The organism is Planococcus sp. 1R117A (assembly GCF_051417975.1).
Classification (GTDB): domain Bacteria; phylum Bacillota; class Bacilli; order Bacillales_A; family Planococcaceae; genus Planococcus; species Planococcus shenhongbingii.
Map to the genome: position 1 here is coordinate 1124281 of NZ_JBPRLO010000001.1, position 24254 is coordinate 1148534.

Sequence of the window (24254 nt, forward strand, 5' to 3'; positions counted from 1 at the left end):
CAGTCTTCATTGTACCAACGAAAATGCCTTTCGTCAATATAAAACATGAAAAAACACGAACGTAAGAATGCATTTATGCATTCAACGTTCGTGTTTAGAAATCTCCGCCAGATTCATGCTGGCTCCAGTCAATGGTGACGAATTTATTGTATTCTTTCACAAACGCCAGTTTAACGGTGCCGGTTGGGCCGTTCCGCTGCTTGGCGATAATGATTTCGATCATGTTTTGGTCTTCAGTTTCTTTGTCGTAATAATCTTCCCGGTATAAGAAGGAAACGATATCGGCATCTTGCTCGATACTTCCCGATTCCCGTAAATCCGACATCATTGGCCGCTTGTCCTGGCGCTGTTCCACTCCACGGGACAGCTGGGACAATGCAATGACCGGCACTTCAAGTTCACGCGCCAATCCTTTCAAGGAACGGGAAATATCCGAGACTTCCTGCTGGCGGTTCTCACCGGAGCGTCCCGGTCCTTGTATTAGCTGCAAATAATCAATCATGATCATGCCAAGGCCGTATTCCTGTTTCAAGCGCCGGCATTTCGCCCGGATATCATTGACCCGGATACCCGGCGTATCGTCGATGAAAATCCCTGCGTTTGACAGGCTTCCCATCGCCATTGTCAATTTGCGCCAATCTTCATTCTGGAGCGCTCCAGTCCGCATGATTTGTGCATCGATATTTCCTTCTGCACAAAGCATACGCATGACCAGCTGTTCAGCGCCCATTTCCAGACTGAAGATCGCGACGTTTTCATCGGTTTTTGTTGCGACGTTCTGCGCTACGTTCAATGCAAAAGCGGTCTTACCGACAGATGGCCGTGCAGCCACGATAATCAGGTCGTTTCGCTGAAATCCCGCTGTTATCTTGTCCAGGTCCTTAAAGCCCGTAGGAATGCCTGTAACGTCTCCTTTGCGGGTATGCAGCAATTCGATATTGTCATAAGTTTTGACTAAGACATCTTTGATATGAATAAAGTCGCCGGCATTTTTTCTGCTCGACACTTCCATCATTTTCTTTTCTGCTTCGGCAAGCAATGCTTCCACTTCATCTTCGCGTGTAAATCCGTCTTCCACAATGGAAGTCGCTACACGGATGAGCCGCCGCAGAAGCGCTTTTTCCTCAACAATATGGGCATAATGCGCCACGTTGGCAGCAGTCGGAACCGCATTGGCAATTTCCGTCAAATACGATAAACCGCCGACGTCTTCCAATTCTTTTTTGGCAGAGAGTTCTTCTGTTACGGTAACAACATCAATCGCTTTGCCATGATCCGATAAAGTTACCATGGTCTGGAAGATTTTTTGATGGGCGATGCGGTAAAAATCTTCCGGCATGACAATTTCCGCCACGGAAATCAGCGATTGCGGTTCTAAAAAGATGGCCCCAATTACCGACTGCTCGGCTTCATGGTTATGCGGAGGGACACGATCTATGGTTTCGTTCATTTGGTTCATAGGCTTACGCTTCTTCTGTTACATGGACTTTAAGCGTAGCTGTTACATCCTGGTGCAATTTAACCGGAATGTTTGTGTAGCCAAGAGTGCGGATAGCATCATCCAATTCCATTTTGCGTTTATCCAGCTTGATGCCATGTGCTTTTTCAAGTGCTGTTGCTACTTGTTTGGTTGTAATAGAGCCGAATAAACGGCCGGCTTCACCAGACTTCGCTTTCAATTCAATTGTCAGGCCTTCAAGTTTTTCTTTCAGCTTTTTCGCATCTTCAAGCTCTTGAGCCGCTTCTTTTTCCTCTTTTTTCTTTTGGCCGGCCAGCTGGCTGATAGCCGCTTGATCCGCTTCTTTCGCCAAGTTATTTTTCAGCAAAAAGTTATGCGCGTAGCCATCCGCCACGTTCTTCACTTCGCCTTTTTTGCCTTTTCCTTTTACGTCTTTTAAGAATATTACTTTCATTCTATTTTTCCTCCCTCATACTGTTCCGTTATCGCTTCTTTTAGTTGTTCAATCGCTTCTTCAATCGTTGTGCCGGGCATCTGGGTTGCAGCATTTGTTAAGTGGCCGCCGCCTCCAAGATTTTCCATAACGATTTGCACGTTTACTTCGCCGAGTGAACGGGCCGAGATGCCAATGCCGCCTTCTGAACGCTCTGCAACCACGAACGACGCATTGACGTCTTTCATTGTTAACAGAATATCAGCAGTCTGGGCTATCAATACCGGGCTGTAAATCTGTCCCGGCTCGCCTTTTGCGATCGCTATTCCGTCTGCCACGAATTCAACAGTCTGGACGATTTTTGCCCGCTCTAAGTATGTCTCGAGATCTTCTTTCAGCAAACGCTGGACCAGCACAGTGTCCGCTCCGTTTGAGCGCAGATAAGAAGCGGCTTCAAATGTTCTGGCACCTGTGCGCAATGTGAAGCTTTTGGTATCGACGATAATTCCAGCAAGCATGGCGGTCGCTTCCAGCATCGACAGTTTTTCATGTTTCGGCTGATATTCGATCAATTCCGTTACAAGCTCCGCTGTCGAGGATGCATAAGGTTCCATGTAGACAAGCATCGTATTGGTGATGAATTCCTCGCCTCTTCGGTGATGGTCAATCAATACAACGCGTTCCATGCGCTGAAGCACCCGCTCATCAATGACCATTGAAGGCTTATGGGTATCCACTACAACCAGCAGGGAGTTATCTGTCATCATCGACAGTGCTTCTTCCGGTGTGATAAACCGGTCAAACAGGTCATCGTCTTGGCGGATCTCTTCCATCAAACGCATGACTGAGCGGTCGTATTCATTAAAATCGAGCACGATGCTGCTTTTGACTTTGTTCATCGCTGCCATTTTGGACACGCCGACCGCTGCCCCGATGGCATCCATGTCGGGCAATTTATGGCCCATAACGAAGACATGGTCGCTTTCCTGGATCAAATCGCGCAATGCATGCGAAATCACCCGCGCCCGCACCCGAGTCCGTTTTTCGACCGGGTTTGTTTTGCCGCCGTAGAATTTTACTTTGCCGCTTGGATGCTTGATCGCCACCTGGTCTCCGCCGCGCCCGAGTACCAGATCAAGTCCGGACTGGGCCATGCTGCCAAGCTCGACAAGCGACGCTGAACCAGCGCCGACACCAATGCTTAAAGTTAAAGCCAAATTGTCTTTCGAAGTCACTTCCCGGATATCATCCAGAATAGCGAATTTCGACAGTTCCAGCTCTTTTAAAATCGATTCATTGAAAACCGCCATGAAGCGGTCAGATGAAATCCGTTTGACGAAAATTCCGTAATGTGAGCCCCATTCATTGATCAATGAAGTCACCAGGCTGTTCAAATTGCTTCGCGTCTGGTCATCCATGCCTTGCGACAATTCATCGTAATTATCGATAAACAAAATGCCGATAACCGTCCGGTCCGCATAATAAAGCGTTTCAATTTCAACTTGCTCGGTAATATCGAATAAATAAAACAAACGGTCATCCGCTTTGTAATAAGCGCGGTATTTGCGTTCGCCCAGCGTGATGGTCATGTCCCGTACTTCTTCCGATTTTACCAGTGTATGAAATTCATCCGATAAGCTGTAAAGAGATTCTCCGATTAACGTGTCATACTCAAGTGTTGATGTCATGTAAGGGTTCGCCCATTCAATATCGAATTTTTCATTGACCAGCAAAATACCAATAGGCATTTCCAGCAGTGCTTCTTCTCCGACTTTTTTCATGCGGTAGGAAAGTGTTTCTATATGCTTTTCGGTTGCTTCGTACACCCGCTTTTCAGTAATCCAGGCATAGATGAAAACCGCCCCGAAAAGGATGATGAATATTCCGCCTGCCCACTCTGACCTCAACGAGACCAAAATTGCCGCTGCCAGTCCTAAAAACAGCAGCACCAGAAGGGGAATTCGAAGTTTCCTTTTTCTAAAAAAAGCCGACATTTCTTTTCAGCTCCTCATTTTCCTTTAAAATCATGTGCTCGTTTAACCCATCCCCGGATATCAAAGCCGAGGTCGATAATTCCGACAATGCTCGTGAATGACTGCAATGGTAACGCCAGTATGGTAACAATGACGGTCACCCATGTCGGCCAGCCTTCTTGCTTGATGTAAAAATGATAAAAAGAAACACCTTGCAGGAAAAGCAGGAATTGAAGCACGACGGATGCATTGATGAAAATCATATAAGCCATTGTACCAGGCTGCAAATCAGACAGCAGTGAAACGAGTATAACGATTAAATAGTACCATAATACACTTTTCGGCAATTTCATATCCCGAAAAGGCGGAAATTTTGGAACTTCAATGCCCAGACGCTTTAAAATCGGCAATAACAGCAGCAGCAACAACCACACTATTATGAAAACCGACAGCACCAGTAAAGCCGGCAGCAATGTTTCAAATGTCGTCATTAATTGATTGACCATTTCATTGTATTCGTCAGTGGAAGCGCCAATACTGTCCAGCAAAGTGCCAGTTTGTTTATATGAAGCTTCCATTGCGGTCATCATCTCTTCAATGACATTGATGCCCAACAGCCAAATGGATGCCAGATACTGCAGCATCACCGACAGCAGCAAGACAATGCCTGAACCCATGAACATGAATAGCTTGGTTTTCTGGTTATAGATCGACAAACCGATCATCAGGCCAAGCGGAATATGGATCAGCGCCAGCGGCAAAGCGAGCAGCCCGCCTACCAGCACCGATAAGATCAGGCACACTGCTGCAAAAAGCGCCGAAGCCTTCCAGTGGTATTTAGCACTGTACCAGGCAATGGGCAAAGCTAAAAATAATGTCGTTACAACATTTAAAAGAGGCACATAAACAGAGAGGGCGAGCAGTACCGTAAAGACAGCCGCCATCATGGCCCCATGAGTAATTTGTTTTGTTTGTTGATTTGGCATTCTGTTGTTTTTCCCCTTCTTTCGGGTTGATTTCATCCTTGTAATTGTAACATGATTAAGGTCGCTGAACAAAAAAAGGGAATACCCGGAAGAATCTGCTTGTCGAATTTATGGCAACAAAAAAGAGACCGGTTTCCCGGCCTCTTTTCATAATATAAGAAAATATAGTCTTTCAGCTTGAAAGAAGTATGTCTGTGTCCAGACTCCAGCGCCCAGATTCTCGGGTCATAAGCCAACCCGGCTGTGTGGCAAAGAGCGCCACTTCGCCGGTTCGTCTTAAGCCCGTCGAATCTACACGGGCGCTTCCGCTTTTCTTACTTATCTTTCTTCCGCAACAAACGGTAGAAGTGCCATGATACGAGAGCGTTTGACAGCGATTGTCAACTTGCGTTGCCATTTAGCGCTAGTGCCTGTAACACGACGTGGCAAGATTTTTCCTCTTTCAGAAATAAATTTCTTCAATAGGTCAGTATCTTTATAGTCGATGTGCGTGATGTTGTTTGACGTAAAATAACAAACCTTTTTACGTTTCTTTCCTCCGCGACGTGGTGCCATATCGAATTACCTCCTTTTTAATTGGATTTTTTCGTTCTTCGCGAGTCTGGTCCGTCTTAGAACGGCAAATCGTCATCCGATACTTCGATCGGGCCGCTGCCGCTTGAGAATGGATCCTGGTCTACACGTGTATAATTTTGCTGACTTGGGCTCGGCGATTGGTTCTGCTGATAGGATGGCTGTTGGCCTTGTGAACGGTCTGCATTAGCATTAGCTCCAGAGTTTTTCGGCTCAAGGAATTGGACGCTGTCAGCCACAACTTCAGTCGTATAGACGCGTTTTCCATCCTGCCCTTCGTAGCTTCCAGTTTGAATGCGGCCTTCAACGCCAGCCAGGCTTCCTTTTTTCAAGAAGTTCGCTGTGTTTTCAGCTTGTTTGCGCCAAACAGTACAATTGATAAAATCCGTTTCTTTCTCACCTTGCGCATTGGAGAATGTCCGGTTTACAGCCAGTGTAAAACGGGCAACTGCCGCACCGCTTGGGGTATAGCGAAGATCTGGATCTTTTGTCAGTCTTCCGACTAAAACAACTCGGTTAATCATCAGAATTCAACCTCCTTTAAGTCAATAGTATTTTACAGATGCATATGCTGTTTACGCGTCTTTGCGTACAGCGATATGACGAATAATGTCTTCGTTAATGTTCGCAAGACGTGTGTATTCGTTGATAGCTTCAGAACCAGCGTTTACTTTTACGATTTGGTAGAAACCTTCACGTAAATCGTTGATTTCATAAGCTAAACGACGTTTACCCCACTCTTTCGACTCGATGATTTCAGCACCGTTAGAAGTAAGGATGTCGTTAAAACGCTCGACTAGAGCTTTTTTAGCTTCCTCTTCAATTGCAGGCTGAATAATGTACATTAATTCATACTCTCTCATCGTGTTGTCACCTCCTTATGGACTTGGGCCCTGCTGATTCCAGCGGGCAAGGAGCAAGCAATTCAAAATATTACTCACATCAATGTATTGTATCATAAACGGCAAGGGACAGCAACCCTGTATTTCATGCCCTGTTCAGCTATAATTTATGTAGCTAATAAAGGAAGTGATTGCATGGAACCAACTCATACCATTGAATTGAAGTTAGAAGAAATCGCACCAAAGGCATTGTGGATCAATGTGCTGCTTCTGATTCTCTTTGCTGCCGCTTACCACCTGTTTGCTGAACCGTTTTCTTTCCGTTTTTCATTTAATGGTGTTCTGTTGTTTATCTTTGGCTATATGGCTCTGATTGTGCTCCACGAATTATTTCACTTGATCGGTTTTGTGCTGTTTGGCAAAGTGACAATTGCTTCATTGAAATACGGCATTAATTTAAAAATGGGAATCGCTTATGCGACGACCAGTACGGCTATCCGCATTAACGCCATGAAAAAAGCGCTGCTGCTGCCTTTCTGGACGACTGCCGTCATCCCGACCATCATTGGATTTTGGATAGACAGCCAAGTATTAGTCCTTCTTGGTGCCATGCTCGCAGCCGGCGCCATTGGTGATTTTTATATGTACCGGGAACTGCTGAAAGAACGCAGCGACGTTTGGGTGCTGGATGACCCGGAACTTCCTCGCCTCCATATTTATGAACAAAATCCCAATATAAAAAGCGCCGATCAATAATCAGCGCTTTTTTGACATTTATCAAGGTTTTTAAACGGTTACTGCCACATCCCAGTTGCCCGTTTCCAATTTTCTCTTCAACAAATTTTCAGATGCCGCGATATAGACAGCGCTCTGCAATACTTTTCCTTCAGTTTCGACTTCAATCGTCACTTTGTTGAAAAGATCTGTAGCTGCACCGCCTGTATAATCTTCCAGATAGTCGATTGCCGGCCATAGTTCCTTGGGAATGTAATAGACTTCCCCGTGAATTTCACCTTGTTCAGATAAAGTCATTGCCGGATAGCCAAGCCCAGTATCGTATAGTTCCCCTTTGGCAACTGCATGCTCTGCGACCAACTCTGCTTCACCTAAATAATCATGATATTTTCCGCCACGCTTTAACGTTCCATATACAAATAACAACATTTCAATCCTCCTATATCAAAAACCGAATGCAGCTAAGCATCCGGTCATTTTTTATTTTATTCCAATGGCTAAGGGGTCAATACTTTTTCAAACTGGCTGATTCCGGAAATGAGATTTTATAAGCATAAGTCTTTCTTATCCCTGTCAAAAGAGAATGGCCGTTTTCGCTTTTAGACGTATCCAGCTGCGGCGCCCAGCCCCTCGAGGTCGCTTCAGTCCGTCCGGCAATGGCCAAAATCGCCATTACCAGCCAGACCTCCAGCGCTTGTCGGGGCTAAACGGGCACCTCCGCTTTTAAACGTTAAATCTAAACAGCATTACGTCTCCGTCTTGGACAACGTATTCTTTTCCTTCTTGACGAACTTTTCCTGCTTCTTTTGCAGCCGTCATTGAACCTGTTTCTACCAGGTCTTCGTAAGCTACTGTTTCGGCACGAATAAATCCGCGTTCAAAGTCAGAGTGGATAACACCGGCACATTGAGGAGCTTTCATGCCTTTTTTGAATGTCCAAGCGCGCACTTCCTGTACACCAGCAGTGAAATACGTTGCCAGCCCAAGCAAATTATATGATGCTTTGATCAATTGATCCAAACCGGATTCTTTGATGCCAAGCTCTTCAAGGAACATTTCTTTTTCTTCGTCTTCCAGTTCAGCCATTTCTTCTTCGATCTTCGCACAAACGACGATGACTTCTGAATTTTGCTGAGCTGCGTAGTCACGGACTTGTTGAACATATTCATTGTTGTCCGCATCGGTAATTTCATCTTCCGCTACGTTTGCTGCGTATAGCATCGGCTTAAGCGTTAATAAATTCAAGTTTTTTGCGATGCGCAGTTCGTCTTCTGTAAAGTCGATGGAACGGGCTAAGTCCCCAGCTTCGAATGCCTCACGAAGTTTCATCAATACCGGCTCTTCAGCAACCGCATCTTTGTCTTTTTGCTTCACCAATTTGGCAGCGCGGGCAATGCGTTTTTCAATGCTTTCCATGTCCGCAAGAATCAATTCCAAGTTAATGACTTCAATATCTGAAATCGGGTCAACTTTTCCGGATACATGTGTGACATTTTCATCAGCAAAACAGCGTACCACTTGAACGATAGCGTCTACTTCACGGATATGAGAAAGGAATTTATTTCCAAGCCCTTCGCCTTTGCTTGCGCCTTTTACGATGCCGGCGATATCTGTAAATTCAAAAGCTGTCGGTATGGTTTTCTTCGGTACCACCAACTCAGTCAGTTTGTCTAAGCGCTCATCCGGCACTTCAACAATTCCGACGTTTGGATCTATTGTACAGAACGGGTAGTTGGCTGCTTCGGCCCCCGCTTTAGTAATAGCATTGAATAATGTGGATTTCCCCACGTTTGGTAAACCTACAATCCCTGCAGTTAATGCCAAAGGATTCACAACCTTTCTTCTGTCTAACACGAATTATTTTTTTGCAACCATTCCATTATAGGAACGAAATACTGTTCTGTCCATTTTTCAAAACTTCTATAAATTCATTACTATTGTTATATAAGTATTGTCTTTATACTCATATAAGATTTTCTATTATTCTTCTTCGGCTTTTACTAAAACTTTTTTAATTTTCTTATTGAATTCGACGCGCGGAATCATGACACTGTGTTGGCAGCCTTCGCATTTGATTCGGATGTCAGCGCCCATGCGGATAATTTTCCAGGCATTTGCTCCGCAAGGATGCCCTTTTTTCATTTCCACGATATCATTCAGTCCATACTCTTTCTTTTCCATCGCCCTGTCTCCTTCGTTACTTTTTAGCAATGACCGACGGATTGGAGTCTTCAGGCGACCGCTGCACCATGACCATCCGCGGGTAAGGAATTTCCACGCCTTTTTTGTCCAAATAGTCTTTCAAATCCCGGCGGATACCGCGGGAAACCGCAAAATGCTGCATCGGCAAGGTTTCTGCTGTAATTCGCATGATTATTTCTGTTGTGGTGATGTTTTGCACCCCTAATAATTCAGGAGGTTTTATAATCTGCTCGTATTTTTCAGGAAGATCCACTAGAAACTCCTGGATTAGCCCTTCCACTCGTGCAATATCCGATTCATAAGAAATATTGACATCCACTACTGCAATCGAGTTATGAATAGAGAAATTGACGACATCCGTCACGTTGCCGTTCGGGAAAATAAATAATTCTCCTGTAAACCCTTTTACTTTCGTGGTGCGCAAGCCAATTTCTTCAACCGTACCTTCAGCTTGGCCAATCCGGACGTAATCTCCCACTGAAAACTGATCTTCAAAAATGATGAAGAATCCGGTGATTACATCACGCACCAAGTTCTGAGCCCCGAAACCAATGGCAAGGCCAAGAACCCCGGCCCCAGCAATTAACCCGGTGATATCAATTGTGAAGGCTGACAATACCGCGATAATCGCCATAAAATAGACTGCATACGACACAATGTTCTCCAGCAATTTGGACATCGTCTGTTGCCGCCGCTCGTTGTATTTCAAAGGACCTTTTATGCGTACCGCAAATGTTTTGCGAATCAACATTTTTGCGACCCTTACAATAATTCCCGACATTACAATGATCAACATCACTTTTAAACCGACAAAACCGATATTGAGCCACATTTCTTGATCCAGGAGAAACTTCTTCCCTTGTTCCACAGCTTGTTCTGCATTTGCTACTGTATCTGTAGTCACTTTAACACCTTCCTACCTCCGGTTAACCTAAATTCATCTTATAGATTACCGTAACAATTAATCCAACGACCAATACTCCCGGCAATAAATTCGCTACTCTTATTTTAGTAAGGCCAATCATATTCAAACCGATGGCGACAATCATAACGCCGCCTGTTGCAGTCATTTCCGTAATAAACATATCCAAAGCTGCATCAGGAATGATCAAACTGATTTGAGTCGCGAACAACGCGATTAATCCTTGATAAACGAACACGGGAATCGCTGCAAGCATGACGCCTATTCCTAATGTTGAAGCCAAAATAATTGATGTAAAACCATCAATCAATCCTTTTGAAATCAATACGCCGTGCTCATTGCTCAAGCCACTCTCCAAAGCCCCAATAATCCCCATGGCACCCATAATAAAAATAAGCGTTGCTGTTACAAAACCTTGGGCAAGGCTGCCCTTGCTTTCTTTTTTCGCACCCAGCATATCTTCCATCCAATGACCGAAGTTATTCAACTTATCATCTAAATTCATCCATTCCCCAATAACTGCACCAAGTACCAAACTGATAATGACGACGACAAAATTTTGGCTTTCGAAGCCCATTTGCAGTCCAAGAACCACTACTGCAAGTCCGATGGCATACATTACGGTTTCTTTCATTTTTTCAGGAATGTTTCGGAGCGCTCTACCAATAAATGTCCCTGCTACAATCAAAACAGCGTTAATCAACGTTCCTAAGAGAACCATCTTTCTACTTCCCCTTCCGCTCTCCTTTTACAAAACAGAACCTATTCCCCCGACTTATGGGAATAGGTACGGATTAATTTAAAAGTTCGAGTATGCGTTCCAAATCCTCTTCAGAGAAAAATTCAATTTCGATTTTCCCTTTGTTTTTGCTTTTCTTGATTTGGACATTTGTTCCAAAACGGTCTCTCAGTTCCGATTGCTTTTCTTCTATGAATAAATCTTTTTTCTTTTCAATTGTTTCACGTGGAACATCATCATTTAATCGCTGGACTAAATTTTCCAGTTGGCGGACGTTTAAATTCTCTTTCACGACTTTTTCTGCGATATCCGGTATCAGTTTTTTCTGCCGTAGTCCGAGCAATGTACGGCCATGCCCCATCGTCAGCTGTTTGTCGGAAATCATTTGCCGCACATTTTCAGGCAATGCCAGTAAGCGGATGTGGTTAGCGATATGCGGCCGGCTCTTACCCAATCGGAACGCCAATTGCTCTTGCGTTAAATTTAATGCTTCCATCAATTTCTGGTAAGCTTCTGCTTCTTCAATAGGTGTTAAATCTTCGCGCTGGAGGTTCTCCAAAATTGCCAGTTCCATCATTTGCTGATCAGTCAGCTCTTTGACAATTGCCGGCACTTCTTTTAATTTCGCCAGTTTCGCAGCACGGAAACGTCTTTCTCCCACTACCAGTTCAAAATACTTTCCTGATTTTCGCAAGACAACCGGCTGTAAGATGCCATGTTCTTTAATGGAGTCTGACAACTCCTGCAAAGCTATTTCGTCAAATACTTTTCGCGGTTGATAAGGGTTAGTGCGAATTTCACCGATGCTGATCTGGTTGATTGTTTCTGTTTCGCTTAATGATTCGCCAGGGAACAATGCATTAATTCCTTTTCCTAATCCTTTAGCCATTACGAATCACTTCCCTTGCCAATTCTAAATACACTTCTGCGCCTCGGGATTTCGGATCATAAATAATGATAGGTTCCCCGTGGCTCGGTGCTTCGCTTAATCGTACATTCCGTGGAATAATGGTCCGATAAACTTTATCTTGAAAATACTTTTTCACTTCTTCAATCACTTGGATGCCGAGATTCGTCCGCGCATCAAGCATCGTCAACAACACTCCATCAATCATTAGGTCGTGGTTTAAATGCTTTTGCACAAGGCGAATCGTGCTTAATAACTGGCTCAGCCCTTCTAACGCATAGTATTCACATTGTACTGGAATAATAATAGCATCTGAGGCCGTCAATGAATTGATTGTCAGCAAACCAAGCGAAGGAGGACAATCAATAATAATGTAATCGTACATTTCTTTTACTTCTTGAAGTGCATGCTTTAAGCGCACTTCTCTTGAAATAGTCGAAACAAGTTCGATTTCTGCCCCTGCAAGTGAGATGGTGGCAGGCACAACATGCAGATTCTCTACTTTTGTTTCCTTAATGGTATCTTTTATATCGACGTCATCGATCAACACTTCGTAAATGCATTGGTCGACTTCACCTTTATTGACCCCAACTCCGCTGGTCGCATTTCCTTGAGGGTCGATATCTATTAATAGAACTTTTTGGCCTAAGTAAGCAAGGCAGGCACTCAAGTTCACTGAAGACGTTGTTTTTCCTACGCCGCCTTTTTGATTGGCGATCGCAATAATTCTACCCACACTTGCACCAACTTTCTTTCATACTTCTCTCATTTTACTGCTCTAGTATAACTAATTCCATTATAAAAACAAAAATAATAATAGTTTCTTTCCTTATTGTAACAAAACCATGGATATTTTATGATTACATTCCTATTAAAAAAGCTCTTTCCATCATTGGAAAGAGCTTTTTTATGATTTTTTCTTCGGTATTTTAACGGTAATTTGATAATACTCTTCGTGTTCTTCTTCTTCAGTCGACAAATCAATTCCGCTTTTTGTTACCATACTCAAGGACTCTTTAATCGTATTCATCGCGATTCTGATATCCCGGCTTATCGCTTTTCTTCTCGGTTTTGCTTTTTTGGGTTCAGCAGACAAAAGTTTTTCAACTTTCAACTCCAGCTGTTTTACATTAAGGCCTTGTTCTACTGTTTCATCAAAAAGCTTTTTTTGCATTTCAACATCTTTTACTTTCAGCAGTGTTCGGGCATGTCGTTCCGTAATGATCCGGTTCAACAGAGCTGTTTGAAATTCTTCCGGCAATTTCAACAACCTCAGTTTATTGGCAACAGTAGACTGCCCTTTTCCAAGACGCTGCGCAAGTGCTTCCTGGGTGATTCCTTGAAGTTCAAGCAAATTTTGATAAGCATTCGCTTCTTCAATCGAAGTCAGTTCTTCACGCTGCAGATTTTCAATCAATGCGATCGATGCGGTTTCTTTATCGCTAAGCTGACGGACGATTGCCGGAACTTCTTGCCATCCTAAAGAAGACATTGCCCGAAAACGCCGTTCACCTGCAATGATTTCGTAATTGCCCTCTTCATCCGACGTTCTTACAACAATCGGTTGAATAACCCCATGCATATGAATCGTACGGGCCAGTTCTTCGATTTTCTCTTCATCGAACACCGTACGAGGCTGGAATTTATTTGCGCTTATTTTATCAATTGGCAACTTAACTACTTCTTCTGAAAGCTTGTTTGTTGCCTCTACTGGTTGTTCTGGTTCATCTGCTTTGTCTTCGCCTCCGAAGAACCGGGAAAAAGGACTTTTCATCCTCAAGCACCACCTTTTAAAAGCTCACTTGTTTACTGTTTGTTAATCGTTGAACCTTTTTCTTTATGCCAGTGTTCCACGTGAAACATTAACTGATACTTTCACATTTCAAGTTATTGGTGATTTATTCGGGATACCGGGTTTACGAGGGTATTTTTTAGGGGTCTCTTTAAACTTCCGGAACACTTGAATGTACCGATCACTTTCTTCAATTGGCAATTTAAACGAATGAATGCTTTCTTCTTTCACTCCCAGCTTCAACAAAGCTTTTTCTGCATCTTTCAATTCATCGGGAGCTGATGCTGCTTTCATGGCTGCAAATATTCCGCCATTTTTAACGAGAGGCACGCATAATTCCGCCAATACAGAAAGCCTTGCCACTGCTCTTGCCGTTACCAAGTCATAGCTTTCGCGATGCTTTGATTGACCAAAATCTTCTGCCCGCGAGTGAATGAACTGAACGTTTGATAAATTCAGCTTATCGCTTAAATGTGTAAGGAATTGGATGCGCTTATTTAACGAATCCACAATCGTTACTTCAATATGCGGAAAACATATTTTTAATGGAATGCTGGGAAATCCGGCTCCGGCCCCCACATCACAGACTTTTAACGGTTTCGTAAAATCTAGGTAAAAAGCCGCTGAAATGGAATCAAAAAAGTGTTTCAGGTAGACAGACGGCTGATCCGTAATCGCTGTTAAGTTCATCTTTTCGTTCCATTCGACCAGCTCTTTAAAGTAAATCTGGAATTGGTCCATTTGAAGTTCTGACAGCTCGATTCCTTTTTCACTGAGGGCATCTTTGAATTGTTGTTCGTTCACTTGTTTCTTCCCCCTCTTGTTGTCTTCTATGTGTTAAAATTCCGTCCGGTTCTACTATGTAAAAATGGGCTGGTCTATGCCAGCCCATTTATTGTTTGTCCAGCTTTATCGTCCTGCTCCTTACTTGAGCAGATGTTGTGCTTTTATGTGTCCAGCTTCGGCGCCTTAAACCTGGCGAATCTATACAGGCGCCTGCACTTTTCTTGTTTAAACAGATACTTTTGCGATTCTACCTTGTTCAATATACACCAAAAGAATCGAAATGTCAGCAGGATTCACCCCTGAAATTCGGGAAGCCTGTGCAATGGAAAGTGGGCGAACTTCGGACAATTTACCCCGAGCTTCAGTCGCTATGCCTGAAATTGAATGATAATCAATGTTTTCAGGTATTTTTTTGTCTTCCATTTTTTTCAGTTTGGCCACTTGCTGAAGTGATTTTTCGATATAGCCCTCATATTTGATATGAATTTCGACTTGTTCTTTCACTTCAGCTTCCAAGTCAATTTCAGAAGCTATCAGCTGGGCAATCATGTCGTATGACATTTCCGGGCGTTTGAGTAAATCTGCTCCGCGAATGCCATCTTTCAATTCACTGCCTCCTGCATCTCTGATCAATTGCTGCGTCATCTCATTCGGTTTAATCATAATGCCTCTCAACCGTTTGATTTCATCTTCAATCCGTTCTTTTTTCGCTTGGAATTTCGCATAACGTTCGTCAGAAATCATGCCAAGTTTATGGCCTAATTCCGTTAATCGCATATCCGCATTGTCGTGGCGCAGCAATAAACGGTATTCCGCACGAGACGTCAGTAAACGATACGGTTCGCTTGTTCCTTTTGTCACCAAATCGTCAATTAAAACGCCGATGTAAGCATCGGAACGGCTCAAAATCACTTCTTCTTTCCCAAGCACTTTAGCAGCGGCGTTAATGCCTGCCATCAGGCCTTGTCCTGCCGCTTCCTCGTATCCTGAAGTTCCGTTGATCTGGCCTGCTGTGTATAAATTCTCAATTTGTTTTGATTCCAAAGTTGGCCATAATTGCGTCGGAACGATTGCATCATACTCGATGGCATATCCAGAACGCATCATTTCGGCTTTCTCAAGCCCTGGGATCGATTCCAGCAGTTTTCTTTGGACATGTTCAGGCAAACTGGTTGAAAGCCCTTGTACGTAAACCTCACGCGTATTACGACCTTCTGGTTCCAAGAAAATCTGATGACGCGGCTTATCGTTGAAACGCACCACTTTATCTTCAATCGATGGGCAGTATCTTGGTCCGGTTCCTTTGATCATCCCTGAGTACATTGGCGACAAATGAAGATTTTCGTCAATGATTTGATGTGTTTTTTCATTCGTATAAGTCAGCCAGCAAGGCAGTTGATCTGTAATGAACTCAGTCGTTTCGTAGCTGAAGGCGCGCGGCTCTTCGTCGCCCGGCTGGATTTCTGTTTTACTGTAATCGATTGAATTGCTGTTGACGCGGGGCGGCGTCCCCGTTTTGAAACGAACTGTTTCAAAGCCGAGTTCTTCCAGGTTTTCTGCCAGTTTAATTGATGGCTGCTGGTTGTTTGGACCGCTTGAATAGCGCAGGTCTCCGATAATGATTTCACCGCGCAGAAAAGTGCCGGTCGTAATGACTACTGATTTTGCCCGGTAAATGCCCCCTACTTGAGTGATTAATCCGGTTACTTTGCCGTCTTCAACAATTAATTTTTCTGCAATTCCCTGGTGAAGCGTTAAATTCTGCTCTTCTTCCATCAGGCGCTTCATTTCCTGCTGGTAAAGCACTTTGTCGGCTTGTGCGCGAAGTGCGCGGACAGCCGGCCCTTTAGCTGTATTCAACATTCTCATTTGAATGTGTGTTTTATCGATAACGCGTCCCATGGCACCGCCAAGTGCATCAATTTCACGTACAACAATGCCTTTTGCTGGTCCGCCGATTGACGGGTTGCATGGCATAAACGCGATCATATCCAGATTCATCGTCAACACAAGCGTCTTAGCGCCCATGCGAGCTGAGGCAAGAGCAGCTTCTGCTCCTGCGTGTCCAGCCCCTACTACGATGACATCGAACGTGCCTGCTTCATATTGTGGCATGTTCGTTCATTCCCTTCAAATTTTATTTCCCTAGACAGAACTGAGAAAATAATTGGTTCAATAAGCCATCGTCAGCGGTATCGCCAATGATTTCCCCAAGAATTTCCCATGTTCGAGTAACATCTATTTGTATCATATCGACCGGCACATCCATATCCGCTGCTTCAATGGCATCTGAAATTGTCTGATGCGCTTGATGCAGCAAGGCAATATGGCGCGCATTAGAAACATAGGTCATATCCCCTGCTTCAATCTGGCCTTCAAAAAACAATTCAGCGATGGCTTCTTCCAGCTGGTCGATCCCTTCTTCTTCAATTAAAGAAGTCGTCACCAGCATTTTGTCGCCCGCCAATTCCTGTACTTGATTCAGATCTATGTTCTTCGGCAAATCGGTTTTATTGATGACTACAATATAATCCATATCTTTCACCGCTTCAAACAACAATTCATCTTCTGCAGTTAAGGCTTCCGAATAATTCAATACATAAAGGATCAAGTCTGCTTCTTTCAACACTTTGCGTGACCGCTCAACGCCGATTCGCTCCACTATATCTTCCGTTTCACGGATTCCGGCTGTGTCCACTAAACGCAGCGGCACACCGCGGACATTCACGTATTCCTCTATTATATCACGGGTGGTCCCCGCTATTTCTGTTACGATTGCTTTGTTTTCCTGCACTAGGCTGTTCAAAAGAGACGATTTTCCAACATTCGGCCTGCCGACAATAACGGTGGAAAGCCCTTCTCTTAAAATTTTTCCTTGAGAAGAGGTCTGCAGCAATTTTTCAATTTCCGATCGCACCCATTGGGCTTTTTCAAGCATAATCGGACGCGTCATTTCTTCCACATCGTCATATTCCGGATAATCGATATTCACTTCCATTTGTGCAATGGATTCAAGCAAAGCCTGGCGCAGCGTCCCGATCAGCTTCGACAAGCGCCCTTCCATTTGGTTGAGCGCCACATCCATTGCCCGGTCCGTTTTAGCGCGGATTAAATCCATGACTGCTTCAGCCTGTGATAAATCGATGCGGCCGTTTAAAAATGCCCGTTTCGTAAATTCACCAGGTTCTGCCAGTCGCGCACCTGCACGAAGCACCAATGCCAATACACGGTTGACGGACACAATGCCGCCGTGGCAATTTATTTCAATAACATCTTCGCGGGTAAACGTTTTTGGAGCTTTCATGAACGATACCATGACTTCTTCCACTACTTCCTCCGTCCACGGATCCGCCAGATGCCCATAATGTATCGTATGCGTGGCCTGCGTTGCTAATTTCTTTCCGCTCGGCGCTCGGAACAGCTTATCTGCAATCCCGATTGCTTCCGGTCCGCTTAAACGGACAATGGCAATAGCGCCTTCACCGCTTGGCGTGGAAATCGCAGCAATTGTATCGAATTCCATGATATTCCTCCTTATATAGAAAAGCGAAAGAGCCGTTCAGCTTCGACAGGCATAAGACGATCCGGCGAAGCGGCGCTTTTTGCTGCACAGCCGGAGTGGCTTATGACCCAAGAAGCTGGCTCTTGCAGCTAGACAATTTAGAAAAGCGTAGGTGTCCATGTAGCCCCGACAAGTGCTGGAAGTCTGGCCGGTAATGGCGTTTTTTTGCCATTGCTGGTCAGACTGAAGCGACCTCGAGGGGCTGGGCACCGGAGCTAGACAATCTGAAAAGCGGAAAGAGCCGTTCAGCTTCGACAGGCATAAGACGATCCGGCGAAGCGGCGCTTTTTGCCGCACAGCCTCGAAAAGTAGAAGTGCCTGTTTAGCTCTGACAGGCATAAGATGAACCAGTGAAGTGGCGCATTTTGCCACACAGCTGGGTTGACTTATGACCCGAAGAGCTAGGCACTGAACTAGACACCGGAGTGGCTTATGACCCGAGAAGCTGGCTCTTGCAGCTAGACAATTCAAAAAACCTAAAACAACTGATTAAATTAGTAAAAAAGCGTAAACGCTTGAATGGTCAAAAAATAAAAATCTGGCCATAAAACTTATCCCCAGACTTTTTAAACTAAAAAATCAAATTTTCTCTTTAAAAAAGTTGTCCACATGTGGACAACTAGTAAAAGCACACGACTTTCTAACATATTACATTAGCATAAATGGATGTAATTCGAAAGGCAGAGCGCTTGACTTTTTGTAAAGTTTCATTAAAAAGCCATAAAAAAACGGCTTGCCCGGAAGCAAACCGTCCACTTTATTTTATTCAATAACTGATCAAACTGCTTTTATCTTAGAGGTTCAATTACAAGATAGCGATTCGGATCTTTGCCTTCCGAGTACGTATCGATATCCATCCGCCGGGACAAGGCCTGATGAATCACTTTTCGTTCGTAGGATGGCATTGGCTCAAATTGAACACGCCCTCCTGTTCGAATTGCTTTGTCAGCCATGCGTTCAGCTAATTGTTCCAGTGTTTCCTGCCGGCGCTCCCGATAATTTTCAGCGTCCAGCTCAACCATCATAAATTGGTTGGAATATTTATTGGCGACTAATTGGGCAAGCTGCTGAAGAGAGTTTAAGGTATTCCCCCGTTTTCCAATCAGCATGGCCACTTTTTCGCTTTCTAAATAAAAACTGACTTGTTTGCCGTTCTGTTGATGGGTGATTTTCAAATCTTCAATCATCATGCCTTTTGCAATCGATTGAATATAGTCTTTGGTTTCTTGGATCGCCTGTTCATTTGACTCACTGGGCGCTTCTTCCACCAATTTCTCTAAAATCTCTTCCGGTTCGATGACAGCTGTTTTCGCCACTGCTTCCTCTTTTACAAGCGGCGCAGCTTCTGGCTCATTCACTGTCACTTCTACTTCAGCCGGTTTTGAGCCAAAGCCCAAAAATCCCTTTTTTTCACTTTGAATCACATGGATGGTTACTTCGTCACGTGTCACTTGGAGTTTTTCTAATGCTGCAGATATCGCGTTTTCAACAGTTGTACCCGTTTGCGTAATCTGTTTCACTTTTTAGCCCCTCCTGCTTTCGTTTTAACAGGTTGCTTCACTTCTTTTTTCGACGCAGCTGCTGGCGTTGCCGCTAACGCTACATCTTTCTTTTCCCATGGACGGTAAATAACCAAGTTCTGAATAAGAGAAATTATGTTTCCGACTACCCAATACAACGTTAATGCAGACGGTAAGACAATCCCGAAGCCTATAATCATAACCGGCATAAAGTACATCATGATTTTCATTTGCGGATTGTCCATTGCTGGCCCAGTCCGCAATACGATGAATTGCATAAGACCCGCAATAATAGCCAGGATAATGCTCGGTTCAGCGAGAGGGAAAATCAAAAAGCTTCCTAAATCGATTGACGGTGTGCTGTTCATCCGGCTGATTGCATGATAAAAACCGATCAATACCGGCATTTGAATCAATACCGGCAGACAGCCAGCCATTGGATTAACGCCATTTTCTGAGAAAAGAGCCATCATTTCCTGCTGATATTTCTGCTGAGTTACTGCGTCTTTCGACTTGTACTTTGCTTGCAGCTCTTTCAGTTTCGGCTGCACTTCCTGCATCCGTTTAGAACTGCGGGTTTGTTTGATCATTAATGGCAACAAAGCTAATCGGATGATAATGGTCACTGCAATAATCCCTAATCCGTATGTTCCAAGTAAGTTTTTGAAATACGTGATTGTTGCTACCAATGGCCAGACTATAAATTCGTTCCAAAATCCTTCACTTTTTCCACTGATTGGCTGATCGAATTCAGTACAACCGGCAAGCAGCAGAGTTGCTGCCACCAGTGAAATAAGCAGAACTATTCGCTTATTCAACCTTCTTCCCCCAAACTATTTTTCAATTACTTCTATAATAACATTCAAACGATATCTCTTTCTACTTCTTAGGCAGAGCACGCGCAATTTTTAAAACATGTTCCAAACTTTTCTTGCTTTCGTGAAAATCCAATTCGGCCGCCTGTTGCCGGGCGATAATAACGTAATCCGCATTTGGCAGCAAATCTTCTTTTAATTCCAAGAATGTTTGCCGTATATAACGCTTAATGCGGTTTCGCGTAACTGCGTTTCCTACTTTTTTGCTGACAGATAACCCCAGCCTAAACTCTGGCTGATCGCTTTTCATCATATAAACGATAAATTGGCGATTCGCAAAGGACTTCCCTTTTTTGAAGATCCGCTGAAATTCGGCGTTTTTCTTGATTCGTTGGTGCTTATTCATTTTTTCACCTGCTTATTTTGGTTCATTTCCACTGAAATTCAGCAGAAAAGAAAAAAAGACCACTGATGCGGTCAGTGGACTTAAGCTGATAATACTTTTCTTCCTTTACGACGGCGTGCGGCAATTACTCTACGTCCGTTTTTAGTGCTCATACGTGCTCTGAAGCCGTGTACTTTGCTGTGTTTACGTGTATTTGGTTGGTATGTGCGTAATGTCATGGTGACACCTCCTGAATAAAAGTTAACTCTTTTCTCAAAGACAGTCTTGACTATTATATAGTCGCAATGCATCAAATGTCAATGTCTTATTAAAAAGACAACATAAGATTCTGCGGTTCTGACGCAAACTTGCCGAAGAGAGAATTCCTGGCGAATGCTTCTCTTATAGAACAGTTTCTATATATACAGATAAAAATCCCATCATTTATTTGGCCGCCTAATTCCGACTTCTTGCCGATTTTCAACCAGATCGGCACATACCGTTTAAGCAAGAAAGAAAATCCCTTATCTCTTTCAAAACAGCATCAAAAATAGCCTTTTCTCTTCTCCCTCCTTCGAATCAAGTTATCCACAATCGTTCCAGAAAACAGAATTATTATTGTGCACCAATTTTTTTCTAGTTTTTTTATCCACACCCCTTATCTACAACTTCCTCACATATAAAGCCCCTGTGGATAGCTTTGTTGTGCACAATAAAGTAAATGTGGATAAGTTTAAGAACTTCTTGTAATGTCTCAGTTTTTTTGTTAACATTAACTTGTTTTCACTTGTTAATAATTTTTACTCTAAATAAGTTATCCACAAACTGTGGGTAAGATGTGGATAGTTATTCACGGGCTTGTTTATAAAGGTTATCCACAAGCTGTGATTTTGTGTATGGTATACTTAAAAAATATTTTACATATAAAGGAGAAGAGCTATTGGAACACTTAGACGAACTTTGGTCGAGTGTCTTAGCCCAAGTTGAAACTAAAATCTCCAAACCCAGTTTTGAAACATGGTTAAAATCAACAAAACTTTTATCCTATCAGAATGACACAGTGACAATTTCAGCGCCTAATTCGTTTGCACGTGATTGGTTGGAAAACCATTACGTGCATTTAATTACTGGAATTCTTTCGGATTCCACAGGCAATGATCTGCTGATAAAATTTGTTGTGCCAAAAGATCAGGATATGGACGATTTTCAACTTCCTGCCCCTCGCATAAAACCAGGGCAAAATGAGCATCAGGAATTTCTTCCTGGCATGCTGAATCCAAAGTATACATTTGACACATTTGTTATTGGATCCGGCAACCGCTTTGCTCACGCTGCCTCATTGGCAGTAGCTGAAGCCCCTGCAAAAGCGTATAATCCGCTGTTTATCTATGGAGGAGTAGGACTTGGCAAGACACATTTAATGCACGCAATAGGACATTATGTCCTCGAACACAACCCGGATGCCAAAGTGGTTTACTTGTCTTCGGAGAAATTTACGAACGAATTCATCAATTCGATTCGTGATAACCAAACCGTTGATTTCCGCAATAAATACCGCAGTGTCGATATTCTTTTGATTGATGACATTCAATTTTTGGCCGGTAAAGAGCAGACGCAAGAAGAGTTTTTCCATACTTTTAATACGCTGCATGAAGAATCAAAGCAAATTATCATCTCCAGCGACCGGCCCCCAAAAGAAATTCCGACGTTGGAAGATCGCCTAAGATCCCGCTTTGAATGGGGATTAATCACAGATATTACACCGCCGGATCTGGAAACGCGGATTGCAATTCTGCGCAAAAAAGCGAAAGCAGACGGCCTTGATATCCCGAACGATGTTATGACGTATATCGCTAATTCGATCGACTCGAATATCCGTGAACTTGAAGGGGCTTTAATCCGTGTTGTAGCTTATTCCTCTTTAATAAACCGCGATATGAGTGCAGAACTTGCTGCGGAAGCATTAAAAGATATTATGCCGAACTCCAAGCCTAAAGTTGTCACGATTTTGGACATCCAGCATGCAGTCGGAGATCAATTTAATGTTAAATTAGAGGATTTTAAAACAAAACGCCGCACGAAAGATATTGCATATCCTCGTCAAGTGGCTATGTATTTGTCCCGTGAAATGACGGATTTTTCTTTGCCTAAAATCGGGGAAGAATTCGGGGGACGTGACCATACGACGGTCATTCATGCCCATGAGAAGATTTCAAAAATGTTGAAAGACAATCAGCAGCTCCAGCAAGATGTAAAAGATATCAGAAGTGCGCTTGGCAAAGGGTAATTCACTTGTGGATAACCCAATATTTTAAAGGGCAGCTTGTGCACAGCTTATCTACATGTGGATAAGCTGCCTTTATTCAGTAAATTAGGGTTATCCACATATTCACAGCCCCTACTACTATTATTACTTAAAGATCTCTAAATAAAATATATATATAAGCGAGGTTCGAGAATGAAATTCGAGATAATGCGTGAACGTTTAGTCGAAGGTTTAAATGATGTAATGAAAGCGGTAAGTTCAAAAACAACGATTCCGATTTTAACGGGAATTAAAATGGATGTTTCTTCAGAAGGAATGAGATTAACAGGCAGTGATTCAGATATCACAATCCAGACGTTCATCCCGGCTGAAGAAGATGGGGAACAAATCATTCGCGTTACTGAAGGCGGAAGCATTGTGCTCCAGGCGAAAGTATTTGGAGAAATTATTCGCAAACTGCCGACCAATGAAGTGGAAATTGAAATTACAGGGAATTTCCAAACACATATCCGTTCTGGAAAATCTGAATTCCACTTGATCGGTTTGGATGCACTGGATTATCCACAGCTTCCGGACATTCAAGATGACCGTTTGTTCACCATTCCGGCTGACTTATTAAAAACAATCAATCGTGAAACGGTATTTGCAGTATCAAGTTCAGAAACCCGCCCGGTATTGACTGGTGTTCACTGGGAAGTAAAAGAAGGGGAATTGGTTTGTGTAGCGACAGACAGCCACCGTTTAGCCCGCCGCAAAACAAAATTGGAAACTTTGCCTGAAGGGGAATACAGTGTTGTAATTCCTGGGAAAAGCTTAACTGAATTGAATAAAATTCTGGATGACAACTCAGACCCCGTTGAAATCGTTATGACGAATCAGCAAGTGTTGTTTAAATCCAAACACATTTTGTTCTTCTCCCGGCTGCTTGAAGGCAATTACCCAGACACATCCCGCCTGATCCCATCTGAATACAAAACAGAAGTGACCGTTAATGGACGTTCATTGCTTCAAGCAATTGACCGTGCTTCACTATTAGCCCGCGAAGAACGCAATAACGTGGTGCGTTTTTCCACCACTTCCGGCAACGAAGTAGAAGTTTCTTCTAATTCTCCGGAAGTCGGTAAAGTAGAAGAGCAGCTTCAAGCGCAAAGCATTGAAGGCGAAGAGCTGAAGATTTCTTTTAGCGCTAAATTTATGATGGATGCTTTAAAAGCAATCGATGGCCAGGACGTTCTAATTCAATTTACTGGAGCCATGCGTCCTTTCATTTTGAAATCGGCATTGGATGATTCCATTTTGCAATTAATTCTTCCTGTCCGAACATATTAAAAAGAGAAACCACCCTCTAGGATAGCCA

At 43.4% G+C, this 24254-nt stretch carries 26 protein-coding genes; 3 read left to right on the top strand and 23 right to left on the bottom strand.

Annotated elements, in window-relative coordinates; all coding sequences use genetic code 11:
* Positions 1-94 precede the first annotated feature (94 nt).
* The 7 genes from dnaB to rpsF all read right to left on the bottom strand — a co-directional run bounded on the left by dnaB (position 95) and on the right by rpsF (position 6287).
* On the bottom strand, positions 95-1450 hold the full coding sequence (gene dnaB / locus ACSFXN_RS05290; RefSeq protein ID WP_437149168.1) for a replicative DNA helicase: 1356 nt from the start codon (positions 1448-1450) through the stop codon (positions 95-97).
* Between the two features lie 13 nt (positions 1451-1463).
* Positions 1464-1913 carry a 50S ribosomal protein L9 gene (gene rplI, locus ACSFXN_RS05295; protein ID WP_300990841.1) on the bottom strand — a complete coding sequence of 150 codons (450 nt, stop codon included), beginning with the start codon at positions 1911-1913 and terminating at the stop codon, positions 1464-1466.
* Complete coding sequence (locus ACSFXN_RS05300; protein ID WP_437149123.1) at positions 1910-3886, bottom strand: DHH family phosphoesterase; 1977 nt, start codon at positions 3884-3886, stop codon at positions 1910-1912. Before ACSFXN_RS05300 ends, rplI begins: the two co-directional genes overlap by 4 nt.
* Before the next feature lie 14 nt (positions 3887-3900).
* Positions 3901-4851 carry a YybS family protein gene (locus tag ACSFXN_RS05305; RefSeq protein WP_437149124.1) on the bottom strand — a complete coding sequence of 317 codons (951 nt, stop codon included), beginning with the start codon at positions 4849-4851 and terminating at the stop codon, positions 3901-3903.
* A 318-nt stretch (positions 4852-5169) separates the two neighbouring features.
* Positions 5170-5406 (bottom strand): 30S ribosomal protein S18, encoded by a 237-nt coding sequence (gene rpsR, locus ACSFXN_RS05310; protein WP_300990844.1) that lies wholly within the window; start codon positions 5404-5406, stop codon positions 5170-5172.
* Between the two features lie 56 nt (positions 5407-5462).
* On the bottom strand, positions 5463-5948 hold the full coding sequence (gene ssb / locus ACSFXN_RS05315; RefSeq protein ID WP_300990845.1) for a single-stranded DNA-binding protein: 486 nt from the start codon (positions 5946-5948) through the stop codon (positions 5463-5465).
* Between the two features lie 51 nt (positions 5949-5999).
* Positions 6000-6287, bottom strand: coding sequence for a 30S ribosomal protein S6 (gene rpsF / locus ACSFXN_RS05320; protein WP_106533339.1), 288 nt, complete (start codon positions 6285-6287; stop codon positions 6000-6002).
* Positions 6288-6461: 174 nt separating this feature from the next.
* On the opposite strand from rpsF, the gene ACSFXN_RS05325 reads away from it, so the two are divergent.
* Positions 6462-7022: a DUF3267 domain-containing protein gene (locus ACSFXN_RS05325; RefSeq protein ID WP_437149125.1), complete on the top strand. Its 561-nt coding sequence runs from the start codon at positions 6462-6464 to the stop codon at positions 7020-7022.
* A 30-nt stretch (positions 7023-7052) separates the two neighbouring features.
* Here ACSFXN_RS05325 and ACSFXN_RS05330 read toward each other — a convergent pair whose 3' ends face one another.
* The 16 genes from ACSFXN_RS05330 to rpmH form a co-directional block, all read right to left on the bottom strand.
* Positions 7053-7430 carry a gamma-glutamylcyclotransferase family protein gene (locus tag ACSFXN_RS05330; protein ID WP_437149126.1) on the bottom strand — a complete coding sequence of 126 codons (378 nt, stop codon included), beginning with the start codon at positions 7428-7430 and terminating at the stop codon, positions 7053-7055.
* 76 nt (positions 7431-7506) lie between these two features.
* Complete coding sequence (locus ACSFXN_RS05335; RefSeq protein ID WP_437149127.1) at positions 7507-7674, bottom strand: hypothetical protein; 168 nt, start codon at positions 7672-7674, stop codon at positions 7507-7509.
* A gap of 50 nt (positions 7675-7724) precedes the next feature.
* Positions 7725-8825: a redox-regulated ATPase YchF gene (gene ychF / locus ACSFXN_RS05340; RefSeq protein WP_437149169.1), complete on the bottom strand. Its 1101-nt coding sequence runs from the start codon at positions 8823-8825 to the stop codon at positions 7725-7727.
* 156 nt (positions 8826-8981) lie between these two features.
* Entirely contained in the window at positions 8982-9182 is a 201-nt protein-coding gene (locus ACSFXN_RS05345) for a DUF951 domain-containing protein (RefSeq protein WP_300990849.1), read from the bottom strand.
* A 16-nt stretch (positions 9183-9198) separates the two neighbouring features.
* Positions 9199-10035, bottom strand: coding sequence for a mechanosensitive ion channel family protein (locus ACSFXN_RS05350; RefSeq protein WP_300993544.1), 837 nt, complete (start codon positions 10033-10035; stop codon positions 9199-9201).
* Between the two features lie 94 nt (positions 10036-10129).
* Positions 10130-10846 carry a DUF554 domain-containing protein gene (locus tag ACSFXN_RS05355; RefSeq protein ID WP_300990850.1) on the bottom strand — a complete coding sequence of 239 codons (717 nt, stop codon included), beginning with the start codon at positions 10844-10846 and terminating at the stop codon, positions 10130-10132.
* Between the two features lie 73 nt (positions 10847-10919).
* On the bottom strand, positions 10920-11753 hold the full coding sequence (locus ACSFXN_RS05360; RefSeq protein ID WP_300990851.1) for a ParB/RepB/Spo0J family partition protein: 834 nt from the start codon (positions 11751-11753) through the stop codon (positions 10920-10922).
* The gene (locus ACSFXN_RS05365; RefSeq protein WP_300990852.1) at positions 11746-12507 is read right to left on the bottom strand and encodes a ParA family protein; all 762 of its coding nucleotides are present in this window, start codon (positions 12505-12507) and stop codon (positions 11746-11748) included. The genes ACSFXN_RS05360 and ACSFXN_RS05365 overlap by 8 nt, the downstream gene beginning before the upstream one ends.
* Positions 12508-12678: 171 nt before the next feature.
* Positions 12679-13545: a nucleoid occlusion protein gene (gene noc / locus ACSFXN_RS05370; protein WP_437149128.1), complete on the bottom strand. Its 867-nt coding sequence runs from the start codon at positions 13543-13545 to the stop codon at positions 12679-12681.
* Between the two features lie 108 nt (positions 13546-13653).
* Complete coding sequence (rsmG, locus tag ACSFXN_RS05375) at positions 13654-14367, bottom strand: 16S rRNA (guanine(527)-N(7))-methyltransferase RsmG (RefSeq protein ID WP_437149129.1); 714 nt, start codon at positions 14365-14367, stop codon at positions 13654-13656.
* A gap of 207 nt (positions 14368-14574) precedes the next feature.
* Positions 14575-16464 (bottom strand): tRNA uridine-5-carboxymethylaminomethyl(34) synthesis enzyme MnmG, encoded by a 1890-nt coding sequence (gene mnmG / locus ACSFXN_RS05380; RefSeq protein WP_437149130.1) that lies wholly within the window; start codon positions 16462-16464, stop codon positions 14575-14577.
* A gap of 22 nt (positions 16465-16486) precedes the next feature.
* Positions 16487-17872, bottom strand: coding sequence for a tRNA uridine-5-carboxymethylaminomethyl(34) synthesis GTPase MnmE (mnmE, locus tag ACSFXN_RS05385; protein WP_437149131.1), 1386 nt, complete (start codon positions 17870-17872; stop codon positions 16487-16489).
* An 827-nt stretch (positions 17873-18699) separates the two neighbouring features.
* Positions 18700-19431, bottom strand: a complete 732-nt coding sequence (jag, locus tag ACSFXN_RS05390) for an RNA-binding cell elongation regulator Jag/EloR (RefSeq protein WP_300990857.1) — start codon at positions 19429-19431, stop codon at positions 18700-18702.
* Positions 19428-20249 (bottom strand): membrane protein insertase YidC, encoded by an 822-nt coding sequence (gene yidC, locus ACSFXN_RS05395; protein WP_301856032.1) that lies wholly within the window; start codon positions 20247-20249, stop codon positions 19428-19430. Before yidC ends, jag begins: the two co-directional genes overlap by 4 nt.
* A gap of 61 nt (positions 20250-20310) precedes the next feature.
* The gene (gene rnpA, locus ACSFXN_RS05400) at positions 20311-20652 is read right to left on the bottom strand and encodes a ribonuclease P protein component (RefSeq protein ID WP_437149132.1); all 342 of its coding nucleotides are present in this window, start codon (positions 20650-20652) and stop codon (positions 20311-20313) included.
* A gap of 80 nt (positions 20653-20732) precedes the next feature.
* Positions 20733-20870, bottom strand: a complete 138-nt coding sequence (gene rpmH, locus ACSFXN_RS05405) for a 50S ribosomal protein L34 (protein WP_006830546.1) — start codon at positions 20868-20870, stop codon at positions 20733-20735.
* Positions 20871-21571: 701 nt separating this feature from the next.
* Between rpmH and dnaA the strand changes: the two genes are divergently transcribed.
* Together dnaA and dnaN are read left to right on the top strand one after the other, a co-directional pair.
* Positions 21572-22918, top strand: a complete 1347-nt coding sequence (gene dnaA / locus ACSFXN_RS05410) for a chromosomal replication initiator protein DnaA (RefSeq protein ID WP_437149133.1) — start codon at positions 21572-21574, stop codon at positions 22916-22918.
* Between the two features lie 171 nt (positions 22919-23089).
* Positions 23090-24226 carry a DNA polymerase III subunit beta gene (gene dnaN, locus ACSFXN_RS05415; RefSeq protein ID WP_437149134.1) on the top strand — a complete coding sequence of 379 codons (1137 nt, stop codon included), beginning with the start codon at positions 23090-23092 and terminating at the stop codon, positions 24224-24226.
* The last annotated feature ends 28 nt before the right edge of the window (positions 24227-24254 follow it).